14 protein-coding genes and 1 other annotated feature are annotated in these 13,953 nt (G+C 29.7%); of the genes, 11 read left to right on the forward strand and 3 right to left on the reverse strand.

The genetic code is table 11. The features are described 5' to 3' along the window. The first annotated feature begins 177 nt into the window (after positions 1-177). The 5 genes from BET03_RS07900 to BET03_RS07920 all read left to right on the forward strand — a co-directional run bounded on the left by BET03_RS07900 (position 178) and on the right by BET03_RS07920 (position 5,710). On the forward strand, positions 178-1,128 hold the full coding sequence (locus BET03_RS07900) for an aminoimidazole riboside kinase (protein ID WP_120169086.1): 951 nt from the start codon (positions 178-180) through the stop codon (positions 1,126-1,128). 320 nt (positions 1,129-1,448) lie between these two features. After that, complete coding sequence (locus BET03_RS07905; protein ID WP_120169088.1) at positions 1,449-2,549, forward strand: ABC transporter ATP-binding protein; 1,101 nt, start codon at positions 1,449-1,451, stop codon at positions 2,547-2,549. Positions 2,550-2,605: 56 nt separating this feature from the next. Then, positions 2,606-3,256 carry an ABC transporter permease gene (locus tag BET03_RS07910; protein ID WP_120169090.1) on the forward strand — a complete coding sequence of 217 codons (651 nt, stop codon included), beginning with the start codon at positions 2,606-2,608 and terminating at the stop codon, positions 3,254-3,256. 93 nt (positions 3,257-3,349) lie between these two features. Next, entirely contained in the window at positions 3,350-4,249 is a 900-nt protein-coding gene (locus tag BET03_RS07915; protein ID WP_120169092.1) for an ABC transporter substrate-binding protein, read from the forward strand. A gap of 270 nt (positions 4,250-4,519) precedes the next feature. Continuing rightward, positions 4,520-5,710 carry an FprA family A-type flavoprotein gene (locus tag BET03_RS07920; protein ID WP_243096892.1) on the forward strand — a complete coding sequence of 397 codons (1,191 nt, stop codon included), beginning with the start codon at positions 4,520-4,522 and terminating at the stop codon, positions 5,708-5,710. Positions 5,711-5,742: 32 nt separating this feature from the next. Here BET03_RS07920 and BET03_RS07925 read toward each other — a convergent pair whose 3' ends face one another. Together BET03_RS07925 and BET03_RS07930 are read right to left on the reverse strand one after the other, a co-directional pair. Continuing rightward, complete coding sequence (locus BET03_RS07925; protein WP_183108785.1) at positions 5,743-6,192, reverse strand: hypothetical protein; 450 nt, start codon at positions 6,190-6,192, stop codon at positions 5,743-5,745. A gap of 136 nt (positions 6,193-6,328) precedes the next feature. Then, positions 6,329-6,772, reverse strand: a complete 444-nt coding sequence (locus BET03_RS07930) for a C40 family peptidase (RefSeq protein WP_120169096.1) — start codon at positions 6,770-6,772, stop codon at positions 6,329-6,331. A 458-nt stretch (positions 6,773-7,230) separates the two neighbouring features. Between BET03_RS07930 and BET03_RS07935 the strand changes: the two genes are divergently transcribed. The 5 genes from BET03_RS07935 (at position 7,231) to BET03_RS07955 (ending at position 12,877) form a co-directional block, all read left to right on the forward strand. Next, on the forward strand, positions 7,231-7,668 hold the full coding sequence (locus BET03_RS07935; RefSeq protein ID WP_120169098.1) for an ACT domain-containing protein: 438 nt from the start codon (positions 7,231-7,233) through the stop codon (positions 7,666-7,668). 16 nt (positions 7,669-7,684) lie between these two features. Continuing rightward, entirely contained in the window at positions 7,685-8,962 is a 1,278-nt protein-coding gene (locus tag BET03_RS07940) for a homoserine dehydrogenase (protein WP_120169100.1), read from the forward strand. Positions 8,963-9,098: 136 nt separating this feature from the next. After that, positions 9,099-9,303 (forward strand) — a binding site (T-box leader). Between the two features lie 48 nt (positions 9,304-9,351). Next, positions 9,352-10,332 (forward strand): hydroxyacid dehydrogenase, encoded by a 981-nt coding sequence (locus BET03_RS07945; protein ID WP_279230367.1) that lies wholly within the window; start codon positions 9,352-9,354, stop codon positions 10,330-10,332. Then, complete coding sequence (locus tag BET03_RS07950; protein WP_120169113.1) at positions 10,298-10,723, forward strand: DUF1015 domain-containing protein; 426 nt, start codon at positions 10,298-10,300, stop codon at positions 10,721-10,723. The genes BET03_RS07945 and BET03_RS07950 overlap by 35 nt, the downstream gene beginning before the upstream one ends. A 93-nt stretch (positions 10,724-10,816) precedes the next feature. Continuing rightward, positions 10,817-12,877, forward strand: a complete 2,061-nt coding sequence (locus BET03_RS07955; protein ID WP_120169115.1) for a thioredoxin domain-containing protein — start codon at positions 10,817-10,819, stop codon at positions 12,875-12,877. Positions 12,878-12,909: 32 nt separating this feature from the next. Here BET03_RS07955 and BET03_RS07960 read toward each other — a convergent pair whose 3' ends face one another. Then, the gene (locus BET03_RS07960; protein WP_120169117.1) at positions 12,910-13,116 is read right to left on the reverse strand and encodes a hypothetical protein; all 207 of its coding nucleotides are present in this window, start codon (positions 13,114-13,116) and stop codon (positions 12,910-12,912) included. Between the two features lie 272 nt (positions 13,117-13,388). Here BET03_RS07960 and BET03_RS07965 point away from each other — a divergent pair, with 272 nt between their 5' ends. Next, on the forward strand, positions 13,389-13,829 hold the full coding sequence (locus tag BET03_RS07965) for a SoxR reducing system RseC family protein (protein WP_120169119.1): 441 nt from the start codon (positions 13,389-13,391) through the stop codon (positions 13,827-13,829). Positions 13,830-13,953 lie beyond the last annotated feature (124 nt).

A 13,953-nucleotide genomic window follows, 5' to 3' on the forward strand; every position in this document is an offset into this window, starting at 1 on the left:
ATAGCTAATTTAATATAACTTGACATATTTTAAATCCTATTTTATAATTAACCTGCAAAATGAATAATAAGGGATTGTTACTGGAAAGCAGGCAAGACCCAAAACAGTTTAGAGGTTAATGTACCTTTAATTGTTTTGGGCTTTTTTATTAGTTTATTTTAAGAGAGGAGTGAATTTATGAAGGGAGTTATTTGTTTAGGAGAAGCATTAATAGATTTCATACCATTAGACAACACTAACATGACTTATCAAAAATGTCCTGGTGGGGCTCCAGCAAATGTTGCAGTAGGAGTATCAAAACTAGGAGGAAAAGCTACTTTTTTAGGCAAAGTAGGAAAGGATATTTTAGGTGAATTTTTAAAGGAGACATTAGACCAAAATGGTGTAAAAACAGATTATATGTTATTTACTGAGGAAGTAAGAACAGGGTTTACTTTTGTTACTTTATCTAAGTCAGGAGAAAGAAGTTTTTCTTTTTATATTGACCCAAGTGCAGATAGATTTTTAGAAGTTAATGATATAGATGATAAGTTATTTAGAGAAAATAGGATATTACATTTTGGTTCTATATCAATGATAGATGAGCCTGCCAAAAGTGCTACAAAAAAAGCAGTAGAGCTTGCTAGAAAAGAAAATATGATTGTATCATATGACCCTAATTTACGATTAAGCCTTTGGAAGAGTAAAGAACAGGCTAAAGAAACTATTATTTCTATGCTTGATAAGTGTGACGTATTAAAAATTTCAGAGGAAGAGCTTGAGTTTATAACTTGTGAAAAGGATATAGAAAATGGCATTAAGAAGATTGAAAAATATGATATACCTCTAATTTTTATAACAATGGGAGATAAGGGAAGTTACTTTAAATTCAAAGATGAAATAATTAAGGTACCTGCTATGAAAGTAGAAACTGTTGATACAACTGGAGCAGGAGATGCCTTTGTTTCAGGAATCTTATATTGTTTAAATGAAAGTGAAAAACAATTAAATGAATTAACTTCAGATGAAATAAAACAAATAGCTAAATTTGCTAGTGTATCAGGGGGATTAGCTGCCTCCACTAAGGGTGCTATGACTTCCCTTCCAACATTAAAGCAAGTAAAAGAAATTTTAAATTCTACTAAATAGCCGGCATTTCAGCCGGCTTTTTATTGACATTAGAACCATTATAAAAAAATAAAGGAATTTTAAGGAAGTTAATAGAAGTAATAAACAATAAAGGATAAAAATGAGATGAAAAGAAAAGAATGTGAGAGTTATTTTAAAATTTTTGAGGATTACGCCCAATTATTGAGAATATATGAGAATGTATAAGTATATACAACATAATGTGTGTTATTGTATACAAATACACAATATCCGTATTTAATGATTGTATATTGGTTTTGTAGCTTTTATAGAACAATGGTAAAATAAACAAATGCATTATGGTGTAAAGGAGGATGCGGATGATTAGGTTCGAGAATGTATCGAAGGTATATGAAGATGGTTTTAAAGCAATAGATAATATGAATTTACATATTAAAAAAGGAGAACTTCTAGTATTAATTGGGCCCAGTGGATGTGGAAAGACTACAACAATGAAGATGATAAATCGTTTGATTGAGCCAACTGAAGGTAAGATATTTATTGATAATAAAGAAATAAGTAAGATTAACCCAGTTGAGCTTCGTAGAAATATAGGCTATGTAATCCAACAGATTGGACTTTTACCCCATATGACTATAGGAGAGAATGTAGCTTTAGTCCCTAAGTTAAAAAAGTGGGACGAAAAAAAATATATGAAAAGGGTAAAAGAATTATTAGATTTAGTAGGTTTAGAGCCAAATATTTATATTAATAGATATCCTGCCGAATTAAGCGGTGGCCAACAGCAAAGGGTTGGTGTAATTCGTGCACTTGCAGCAGACCCTCCTATCATATTAATGGATGAGCCTTTCAGTGCGTTAGATCCTATCAGCCGTGAGCAATTACAAGATGAACTTGTTAGATTACAGGAAGAAATTAATAAAACAATTGTGTTTGTAACTCATGATATGGATGAAGCATTAAAAATAGCAGATAGAATATGTATTATGAAGGAAGGTAAAATTGTCCAACTTGATAAACCTGAGAAGATTTTACAAAATCCAGCAAATGACTTTGTAAAAAACTTTATTGGTGAGGAAAGACTAGAGAGAAGTAATGTTTTACCTTCCATTAATGATGTATTAGTAGAGCCAATGACTATAGAACCTAACCAGACATTGAAAAATGCAGTTGGTAAAATGAGAAAGTATAATATGGATAATCTAATTGTAGTAGATATGAATGGTAATTACTTAGGTGTAGTAAATATATGGGATATTGAAGAAAAATTCCAGGATAATAAGTTATTAGTAAAAGATGTTATGAAACCTATCCCATCAGTAAATGAAAACCAAAACTTAAATGAAGTAATAACTTTAATGAGGAAAGAAAATTTAAGTAATGTTCCAGTTATAAAAGATAAGGGACAATTAAAAGGAATAATTACCCATGCTAGTGTTGTAGAAAAAATAGTATGTTGACATTAAATACAAACAATCCTTTTATTGAACAAAACTAAATAGAAGGGAGTTTTCGCATGGAAAAAATTATAGCCAGTATTAAAGATATTTTAGTAGCAAGATGGCCCCAAATTTTAGATGGAACTTTAGGACATATCCAATTAACTTTAATAGCCCTCTTCTTTGCTGTTTTAATAGCTGTTCCATTAGGAATATTTCTTACAAGACATAGAAAGTTTGCTGACCCTATTATTGGAGTAACTTCCGTATTTCAAACTATACCGAGTCTTGCCCTTTTAGGATTTATGATACCTATTCTAGGAATAGGTAAGGTTCCTGCCGTTGTAGCTTTAACAATTTATGGATTATTACCTATATTAAGAAACACTTATACTGGAATAATTGGCGTAGATAAAGGAGTAATAGAAGCAGGCGTAGGTATGGGAATGACCTCAAGACAGATTTTATTTATGATTGAAATACCTATGGCATTATCAGTGATAATGGCTGGAGTAAGAACAGCTTCAGTTTTAATTGTTGGAGTCGGTACATTAGCTTCACTAATTGGCGCTGGTGGACTTGGAGATTTAATCTTTAGAGGAATTGCTACAGCAACAACAAGTCTAATACTGGCAGGAGCTGTTCCAGCTGCAATCTTAGCTTTAACATTCGACTATGTTTTAAAATCAATTGAATTTAAAGTAACTCCTAGAGGATTAAAGAAATAAACTTTATCAAAATTAATATACATATTTTAGTGAAGTATTTTTAGGAAAAGGAAAGTAATTAAAGTTTTTATATAACAACAAAGGAGGGATTTTATGAAAAAAATATCTTTGTTTTTAGTTTTCGTTCTTCTAATGGGTAGTATTGTTGGCTGTTCAACAGCCCAAGGATCAGAGGACAAAATTGTAATAGGTGGGAAAAACTTTACTGAACAAGAGATATTAACCCATTTACTTGCAGTTTTAATCGAAAATAAAACAGATTTAGAAGTAGAGGCTAAACCATACTTAGGAGGAACTAATGTAGTAGCTAAGGCTGTAGAATCGGGAGATCTTGACCTTTATGTAGAATATACTGGAACAATGCTTTTAAGTATCTTAGGTTTAAAGGATGAGGATATTAGTAATCCTGATAAAGTGTATAATAAAGTGAAAAAAATATATGATGAAGAAAAAGATTTAGCTGTATTAGAACCGCTTGGGTTTAATAATACATATGCTTTAGCAATGAAAAAAGAGAAAGCTGAAGAACTTGGAATCAAAACTTACTCTGATCTTGTAAAACATGCTTCTAATTTAGTATTAGCTTGTACACAGGAGTTTGCTGAAAGACCTGATGGATATAAAGGGTTGAAAAAGACTTATGGAATGGAATTTAAAGATGTAAAAGGGATGGACCCTGGATTAACATATAAAGCTGTTCGAGATGATAAGGTTGATGTAAACACAGCTTTTGCAACTGATGGAAGAATACCAGCCTTTGGGTTAAAAGTATTAAAAGATGACAAAAACTTCTTCCCACCATATCATGCTGTTCCAGTAGTAAGAAAGGATACATTAGAAAAATATCCTGAACTTAAAGATATTATTAATTCTTTAGCAGGTAAGCTAGATGACAGTACAATGGCTAAACTTAATGCACAAGTAGACATTGAAAAGAAAGATGCTAGAGAAGTTGCCCGTGAATGGCTAAAATCAGAAGGATTAATTGATTAATAGAGAATAATCAAGAGCGTCCGATTTATCGGACGTTTTTTTATAACACATAAAAAATTATAATCAAATAAAAATTTGGAATAAAATATAATTTTCGTTATCTGTTTCAAAAAAGTCAACCTTGAGAATCTTCTATTTTTAATAGAAGACTTTTTTATTATGGACAGCTTATATTTGAACAAAACCCTAGAACAATTAATAATAATTTTTACAATAATAGAGATAATAATACTGGAAATGAAGTCCCATATATTAAGGAGGTTTATATTGTTGGAAGCTGTAAAAGTAAGTGAAAATGTGTATTGGGTTGGAGTAAATGATAGAAAGCTAGAATTATTTGAGAATCTTTGGCCACTTCCCTATGGAGTAGCATATAATTCATATATTATTGATGATGAAAAAGTTACGTTAATAGATACTGTTGAAGAAGGTCAATTAAATCAGTATATGAAAGAAATAAAAGAAATAATAGGTGATAATAGAGGGATTGATTATTTAATTGTTAACCATATGGAGCCAGACCATTCAGGACTGATAGAAGCTTTAGTTAAAGAATTTCCTAATATTAAGTTAGTAGGTAACAAGAAAACGATTGAAATGATGGAAAGCTTTTTTGGTATTACAAATAATACATATGAAGTTAAAGAGGGAGATGTGATAGATTTAGGGAAACATAGATTAAAATTTTATACCACTCCTATGGTACATTGGCCAGAATCAATGGTGGCATATGAGGAAACAGAAAAGATGCTTTTTTCTTCTGATGCCTTTGGTAGTTTTGGAACTTTAGATGGGGGAATTTTTGATGATGAAGTAGAGTTAGATTTTTTTGAAGGGGAAATGAGAAGATATTATTCAAATATTGTAGGAAAATATGGTGGTGCTGTTCAAAGAGCTTTTACGAAATTGAAAGATTTAGATATTAAAAGAATTTGTCCAAGTCATGGTCCAATTTGGAGGTCATATCCAGAAAAGGTTTTAGAATTATATGATAAATGGAGTAAATATGAAGGTGAGGAAGGGGTAGTTATTGTATATGGAACTATGTATGGCAATACAGCTAAAATTGCTGAATCAATAGGAAGAGCTATAACACAAAAGGGAATTAAAAATGTAAAAATATACGATGCTTCAAAAACACATTCTTCTTTTATTATAAGTGATATATGGAAATACAAGGGGCTTATTATAGGTAGTAGTACATATGATGCTACACTTTTTCCTCCAGTTGAATCACTAATCTCAAAACTACAGAACAAAGGAATTAAAAATAAAATCGTTGGAATTTTTGGAACATATGGATGGAGCGGTGGTTCACTTAAGAAATTAAAAGAATTTGTTAATAGTATAGATTGTCAACTTGCTTATAAACCATTAGATATAAAGCACTCACCAAATGAAAGTGCTATAAATGAATGTATTAAACTAGCAGAAGATTTGGTAAATAGGTTAAGAAAATAGAAATTATAAAAGCAGCCATTAGGCTGCTTAAACTATATATTTTTTCTGATGTTATCAATTGCCCTTTCAAGAATATCATCTAAATCACCTTTTATTTGAGGAGTTTTTATATTTGGATTATTTAAACTTCCTCCATTGTCATCTATTATTTGTTTTGCTCTATCTTGATTACTGCTTTCGATGTCTACAACTACCTTGCAATTTACATTAGTTACCTCGTCAATACCACCCATACCACTAACCATAGGGTCTGCAGCAGTTAATGGTGCTTTACTCCTATCAATTAAAGTTTCTTCACCAGAGTTTAGAGTTAAATCTGATAGACTTGGTCCTGTTTCTGTACCAGCAAGATTTCTTTCGATATTTCTATCACTTATATAATGGTCATTAATGTCATAGTATGCTTTGAAGCCTTCTTTTCTAAGTTGTTCTACAGTATTTCTAGCATTTTTTATATTATTAAAAAACCCTTCGATTCTCATAATAATCCTCCAATTAAAAGTTATTAATTTATTTAAAATTTAATTATAAATATATTTTTTTCATATGGGAATATCTTTATACAAATTATTTTGGAGGATTTTATTAAGCTTAAAAGTTAACTATTAAATAAAAGGTTTATAGTTTTTTATCAATTAATCTTACTGCTCCTCTAAATCTTCTTCTCCAGGGTCTGTTTAGTCTACTAATTAATAAACCCTTTCTAGGTGCCATATGGGCAAATTCTCTGTCATTAATCATAACTCCAGTATGAGTAATTATGTTTCTTTTTACTGCAAAGTAGACTAAATCTAATGGTTGTAGTTCATTTATTTTTACTTCATTACTACAAAAATTTCTTATGGCTCTTATATATCTTTCAGGATCTTTTTTATACCAGTCTCTTTCAATAGGTTTACCATCATCACTAGGTATATTTATTCCAAATTCTTTATAAAATAATACTAGAAAGCCTAAACAATCTAAACCTTCATCTAATGAGCGACCATTGTGTACAAATTTTACATTTTTAAACTTAGGTAATATTTTTCTTATCTCTTCCTCATAATACTCCTTATTCACAAAATCGCCTCCTAAAAAAGATATAAGGATCCAAAAAAGGATCCTTATGTTACTAAATCTTTCTATGTTTGGTTACCTTAAAAGGATTATTGGTGTATCTTTTGTGTAGTTTAAATCTCTTTTTTTATGTTAATTTAGTACTTGTAGAAATAAGGATAGCAGAACAGAATCACTAGAAGTAAAAAGAAAAATAGAAGTTCACTACCATCGTCATATCCACCGTAACCCATATAAACACCTCTTTATAAAATATTTTAGGATCTTTTTAATCCTATTTTAATATATGAATAAATTTGATATAGTGTGAATTTTAGTAAATTTTTTATCTATATTATATTTTCACTAAGTTGAAAGATTACTTAAATATATTGATTTTAGATTTTCTATATGTTATAATCTTTTTTAATTCTTATTTAAAAACACATGTCCGCAAATGACGGACAAAATAGGGGGATAAAATGGATAAAAAATACTTAGTAGTAGATAAAGAGACTCTTCCAGATATTTTTGAAAAAGTTTTAATTGCAAAGGAATTATTGAAAAAAGGAAAGGTTAAAGGAGTAACAGAGGCAGTCAAGACAGTTGGTATAAGTAGAAGTACATTTTATAAATATAAAGACCATGTATTTACTCTTTCTGAAAGTAGCAAGGGTAGAAAAGTAACTATTTCTATGCTTTTATCCCATAAGCTTGGAGTTTTATCACATATATTAAATATAATTGCTGAAAAAAGGGGGAATATATTAACTATAAATCAAGATATACCAATAAATAATATTGCAAATGTAACTATAACATTTGATATATCTAATTTAACCATAGGATTTGATGATATTTTAGAGGAAATAGAAAAATCAGATGGTGTTGTTAAATTAGAACTAATTGCTATGGAATAAGGGGGAGGGAGTATTTGTGGAAAATTTGAAACTAGGAATTCTCGGTATGGGGAATATTGGGACAGGTTTATATAAGATATTACAAATGAATAGGGAGAAAGTTGAAAATCTACTTGGTAGGAATGTTGAAATACGAAAAGTATTAGTAAGGAATTTAAATAAAAATAGGAAAATTGATATAGGAAAGGAATTACTGACAACAAAAGTAGAGGATATTATAGATGATCCAGAGATTGATATTGTTGTTGAATTGATTGGGGGAATAAATCCAGCTGTTGATTATATAAAACGTTCTATTGAAAAAGGTAAACATGTTGTCACGGCTAATAAAGCAGTAATTGCTACTTATGGGAAAGAGTTAAGAAATTTAGCAGATGAAAAGGGAGTACAATTAAAATATGAGGCTAGTGTAGCAGGAGGTATACCTATAATAGATACTTTAATAAATAGCCTTTCATCAAATGATGTAGAAGAAATAATAGGAATTATAAACGGTACTACTAATTATATTCTTACTCAAATGAGTCATTCAAATATATCCTTTGAAAATGCATTAAAAAAGGCTCAAGAAAAGGGATATGCAGAGGCTGATCCTACTTCGGATGTTGAAGGATATGATGCAGCATTTAAGCTAACAATATTATCGGCTGTTGCATTTGGTGAAACTATTTCTCCAGATGATATATCTAGGGAAGGGATAACTAAAGTTTGTCAAGAAGATATTAAATATGCCTCTAAATTGGATTATAATGTTAAGTTATTGGCATCAGCTAAGAAGTATAATAATTCTTTAGAGCTTCATGTCCATCCTGCATTAATTCCTAAAAAGCATCCTTTAGCTTCAGTAGATAATGAGTTTAATGCATTGTTTGTTAGAGGTAATGCTGTTGGTGAACTTATGTTTTATGGTAAGGGGGCTGGTTCACTACCTACAGGAAGTGCAGTATTGGCAGATATTATAACTATAGGTAAGACAAATAAAATGGAACAAATATCAGATAAGGTTATCACAAATAATGATTTAAAGATAAATGGTCAAGGGATAGGTCAATATTATGTTAGGCTTAAGGTGATCGATAAACCTGGAGTATTAGGAAAAATTGCAACAACTTTTGGTGAATATAGAATTAGCCTAGATTCAGTAGTACAAATAGGAAGAGATGAAAAAATAGTGCCATTAGTTTTTATTACACATGAGATAGAAAAGTTAAAATTAGATAAGGCTTTAGAAGTAATAAGAGAATTTTCAGTAGTAAAGGAAGTTTCAAGTATATTAAAAGTAGAAAATTTATAAATCTTATATATAGATATATTAACTATTGAAAAACTATTTACACTATTAACTATATTAGTATATATTAAAATTTATATTATACAATAAGACTATTAGTTATATAAAGAAAGGTTTCATATTTAAATTTATTATATACTTAGAAGCTATGAAGGGCAGTAGTAGATAATATTTTGTTTAAAGAGAGTCGGTGGTTGGTGTGAACCGATAACAAGAGTTGTTGAATCCGGCCTGGAGCTATATAGGGGTAAAAAACCTATGTCGGAGATTTCCGTTATCAAAAAGAGACTACTTTCTTAGTAAAACAAGGTGGTACCACGTAGATTTTTATCTCCGTCCTTGAAATTCAAGGACGGAGATTTTTTATTTATTAAATTAAAAGGGGGAAGAAAATTGATAAAGAATTATTTTCTATGGGGAAGAAGCTTAAGGTTGTAGGTAGAGCAGGGAATGGAATAGATAATATAGATATTGATGAAGCAACAAAAAGGGGAGTTGTTGTTGCTAATACACCTGAAAGTAATAGTATATCGGCATGTGAATTGACAGTAGGACTTCTACTTGCTCAGGCTAGAAATATATGTAATGCAAACAATTGTTTAAAAACAGGAGGATGGGATAGAAAAATATTTAAAGGTATAGAACTTTATAATAAGACACTAGGTATAATAGGCCTAGGTAGAATAGGATCATTGGTTGCTAAAAGAATGGCTTCATTTGGTATGAAAATAATAGCCTATGATCCATATATATCAGATAAAAGGTTTGAAAGATTTGAAGCAGAGAAGAAAAATACATTACAGGATTTATTAAAAGAAGCAGATTTTATTACTATTCATACTCCTAGAACTAAAGAAACGATGGGAATGATAGGAGAAAAAGAGATTAATTTAATGAAAAATGGAGTAAGAATAGTTAATGCTGCTAGAGGAGGAATTATAAAAGAAGAGCCACTTTTAAAAGGTCTTAAGAGTGGGAAAATAGCAAGTACAGGATTAGATGTCTATCAAAAAGAACCAAGTTTTAACAATCCATTATTTAAATTAGATAATGTTGTTGTAACTCCCCATATAGGAGCAACTACCTATGAAGCTCAACAAAATGTCGGTATAACTATAGCTAAACAAGTTTTAAGTGCACTAAAGGGTGAAATAGTTTCAAATGCTGTGAATTTACCAACTTTAAATCGAGAAGATGTAAAGAGTGTAAAACAATATATTGAACTTATGGAGAAGTTTAGAGCTTTTAAAGGTGTAAGGCCAAATGATGAATTGGCTGAAAAGGTTGCTTTATTACTCTATGATGTTATGAATAGGAATAAAGCTAAAGAAAAATTTTATGTTGAAACTTATGAAGGTAAAGGGACAGTATAAACCAACAAAAAAACATACATTTGGCATGTATCTAAATGAAAAATGGTATAAATTAGTTACTAAAGAAGGAATATATGATGAAACTGATCCTGTTGATAGGTTAGATGTTACAATTATGCACAAAAATTTACTAGAACCTATTTTAGGAATAAAAGATCCAAGAAGGGATAAGAGAATAGATTTTATTGGTGGTATTAGGGGTCTTAAGGAATTGGAAAATAGAGTATCAAATGATATGAAGGTTGCTTTTTCTATGTATCCAACAACTATGGAAGATTTGTTAGAGGTAGCTGATGCAGGAAAAATTATGCCCCCCAAATCCACTTGGTTTGAACCTAAATTAAGAAGTGGGTTATTTATTCATAAATTGTCAAATTGTAATTTTTACTAAAAATATTCTTAGTATAAATTAATCTTTTTTGAATACCTTCTATCCTAATAGATAAAAATATAAACGTATAAACTTAAGTTAGAAGGTGATAAAATGATAACTAAGAAAAAAACTAATAGACTTATAAATGAAAAATCTCCATATTTACTTCAACATGCCCATAACCCTGTGGATTGGTATCCTTGGAGTGAAGAAGCCTTTGAGAAGGCAAAAAAAGAGGATAAACCAATATTTCTAAGTATTGGGTATTCCACCTGTCATTGGTGTCATGTGATGGAAAGAGAATCCTTTGAGGATGAAGAAGTTGCTAAACTGTTAAACGAAAATTTTGTATCTATAAAGGTAGATAGAGAAGAAAGACCTGATATTGATAGTATTTATATGACCTTTTGCCAAGCATTGACTGGTCATGGAGGATGGCCACTTACAATATTTATGACACCAGATAAAAAACCCTTTTATGCTGGTACTTATTTTCCGAAGGAGAGTAAGTTTGGTCGTAATGGATTATTAGATATTCTTGAGAATATTAAGGAAGCCTGGCAGAATAGTAGAGAAGAGTTAATAGATGCAAGTGAAAAAATTGTTAACTCTATTGAAAGTTCTATAGTTGCAGAAAATAAGGTTAAAATTGATAAAGAAACTATCCATAAAACTTTTGAAGAATTAGATTATCTTTATGATTCTGTATATGGAGGCTTTGGAAATGCGCCTAAATTTCCTATACCCCATATTTTATCTTTTTTGCTTCGATATTGGAAAGTAACTAAAAATAATAAGGCCCTTAAAATGGTTGAAAAAACATTAAAATCAATGTATAAGGGCGGTATTTTTGACCATATTGGGTTTGGTTTTTCTAGATATTCAACAGATAGAAAATGGCTAGTTCCACATTTTGAAAAGATGTTATATGACAATGCACTTCTTACAATAGCTTATACTGAAGCATATCAAGTAACTAAAAATAGTCTATATAAAGAAATAGCTCAAAAAATATTAACATATATTTTAAGGGATATGACTTCACCTGAAGGTGGTTTCTATTCTGCAGAAGATGCAGATTCTGAAGGAGTAGAAGGTAAGTTTTATGTGTGGTCAGTTGAGGAAGTAAATGGTGTTTTAAGTGAAGAATTTGGGGAACTTTTTAGTAAATATTACGATATAAGTAAAGAAGGAAATTTTGAGGGAAAAAACATCCCCAACTTAATAAAACAGGATATTGATAAAATACAAAATGATGATGACATAAAGAATAATTTAGATATCCTAAGACAAAAGCTCTTTTTATTTAGAGAAAAAAGAACTCATCCCCATAAAGATGATAAAATCCTAACTTCTTGGAATGGACTTATGATTGCAGCAATGGCAATAGCAGGAAGAGTATTTAACAGATTACAGTATATCGATGCAGCTAGAAGGGCGGTTGATTTCATATTTAAAAAACTAGTTAGGGATGATGGAAGGCTTCTGGCTAGGTATAGAGATGGACATTCTGCATATTTAGGTTATTTAGAAGATTATGCATTTTTAATATGGGGATTAATTGAGCTTTACCAAGCAACCTTTAATATTGAGTATTTAGATAAAGCAAAAAAATTAAACGATGAAATGATTAGGCTTTTCTGGGATGAAAAAGATGGAGGCTTCTATTTATATGGAAAGGATAGTGAACAGTTAATAGTTAGGCCTAAGGAGATATATGATGGAGCAATACCTTCAGGAAATTCAGTAGCAGCATTAAATATGTTAAGATTAGCCAAATTAACAAAAGATGAATCACTTAGAGAAAAGGTTCAAATTATGTTTGAAACCTTTGGAGGAAGAGTAAAAGAATCTCCTAACTCATATACTCACTTTATGATGGCGTTATTATTTAACAATGTAGAAAACAAAGAAGTTGTTTTAGCTGGCAATAAAGGAGATAATAGTACTAAAGATTTTATAAAAGAGATAAATAATAGATTTTTACCTTTCACTACTGTTTTATTAAATGATAATAATGAAAAATTAGAGAAAATAGTTCCTTTTGTAAAAGAACAAAAGAAAATAGATGATAATGCTACAGCATATGTATGTGAGAAATATTCTTGTATTGAGCCTACCACAGATATAAAAAGCTTTTCTGGAATATTAGATAAAGAAATTAATATATAATTAAGGCACACTCATCTAAGTGTGCCTTAAAATTATCCTTGTATTTCAAATGTGAAAGGATAAACTTCTTCAGCTGATTTACCTAGTTTATTTGCAAACTTATCAGCATCAATTTCTTCAACAACATTGTTATCTTTAAAAACTCTTACATTCCAAACTTGACCATCTTCTTTAATTAGCATTTCAGCAGGATAAGTTGTACCATCGTCAAATTTGATTTTTCCTTTTTTCCAAGGCATAAAAAATCCTCCTTTAAATTAAAAGTTGTATCTATTAATATTGTTTTCATTTATTACATCAATTATTTATTACAATATGTAGCAAATATGACTACAGTATATTAATAGATATTAAGTTATAACTGTAGTATATCGTACAGCTTTATTTTTATAGTGTAGCAAAACATATAGTAATTATTTGTTTATTTTGTAATTTAAAGTTGGAATAAAATTTGCACTACATAATATAGTAACTTTTGACTGTTAATTTAATTAATGTAAGGAGGATAATAATGGAACAGATAGGTTTTGTTATTGAAGCCAATGACGAATTTGCCACAATTGAAGTAAGGAGAATATCTGTTTGTGGGGATAAATGTGGTAGTTGCCAAGGTGGATGTAGAGTGCCGGTTACAAAAGTCAAAATACCTAATACACTACAAGTAAAAACTGGTGAATATGTTGAACTAAAAATGGAAAATAAGAAAGTTATATATTCAACTTTTATTGTATATGGTATTCCCTTTATTATGATGATTGTTGGAATGATAGGTAGTTACTTGTTATTTAAAAACTTAAAAATTTCTAAGCATGAGACGTTAAGTTTTATAAGTGGAATGATTTCTTTAGGTGTTTCTTATTTTATATTGAACTTAATTGATAAGAAAATGAAAGAAAAAAATAAAATAAATATTAAAATGATTAGAAAAGTTTCATTACAGGAATTAATATAAATTAGATATTTGGTTATAGAAAATATCGCCTATATGATATTTTAATTACAATCTGTATCGTGGAAGCAGTCCTTGTTTTTAAATTTAATATTTTAAGTAGTTAAGAATCATTCAATTTTATCTT

The sequence above is a fragment of the Thermohalobacter berrensis genome (assembly GCF_003609645.1).
Taxonomy (GTDB): domain Bacteria; phylum Bacillota; class Clostridia; order Tissierellales; family Thermohalobacteraceae; genus Thermohalobacter; species Thermohalobacter berrensis.

Excerpts from the sequence above, each read along its gene's own strand:
- BET03_RS07900 (WP_120169086.1), top strand. The coding sequence starts at position 178 with ATGAAGGGAGTTATTTGTTTAGGAGAAGCATTAATAGATTTCATACCA.
- BET03_RS07905 (WP_120169088.1), top strand. The coding sequence starts at position 1,449 with ATGATTAGGTTCGAGAATGTATCGAAGGTATATGAAGATGGTTTTAAA.
- BET03_RS07910 (WP_120169090.1), top strand. The coding sequence starts at position 2,606 with ATGGAAAAAATTATAGCCAGTATTAAAGATATTTTAGTAGCAAGATGG.
- BET03_RS07915 (WP_120169092.1), top strand. The coding sequence starts at position 3,350 with ATGAAAAAAATATCTTTGTTTTTAGTTTTCGTTCTTCTAATGGGTAGT.
- BET03_RS07925 (WP_183108785.1), bottom strand. The coding sequence starts at position 6,192 with ATGAGAATCGAAGGGTTTTTTAATAATATAAAAAATGCTAGAAATACT.
- BET03_RS07935 (WP_120169098.1), top strand. The coding sequence starts at position 7,231 with ATGGATAAAAAATACTTAGTAGTAGATAAAGAGACTCTTCCAGATATT.
- BET03_RS07950 (WP_120169113.1), top strand. The coding sequence starts at position 10,298 with ATGTTGAAACTTATGAAGGTAAAGGGACAGTATAAACCAACAAAAAAA.
- BET03_RS07955 (WP_120169115.1), top strand. The coding sequence starts at position 10,817 with ATGATAACTAAGAAAAAAACTAATAGACTTATAAATGAAAAATCTCCA.
- BET03_RS07960 (WP_120169117.1), bottom strand. The coding sequence starts at position 13,116 with ATGCCTTGGAAAAAAGGAAAAATCAAATTTGACGATGGTACAACTTAT.
- BET03_RS07965 (WP_120169119.1), top strand. The coding sequence starts at position 13,389 with ATGGAACAGATAGGTTTTGTTATTGAAGCCAATGACGAATTTGCCACA.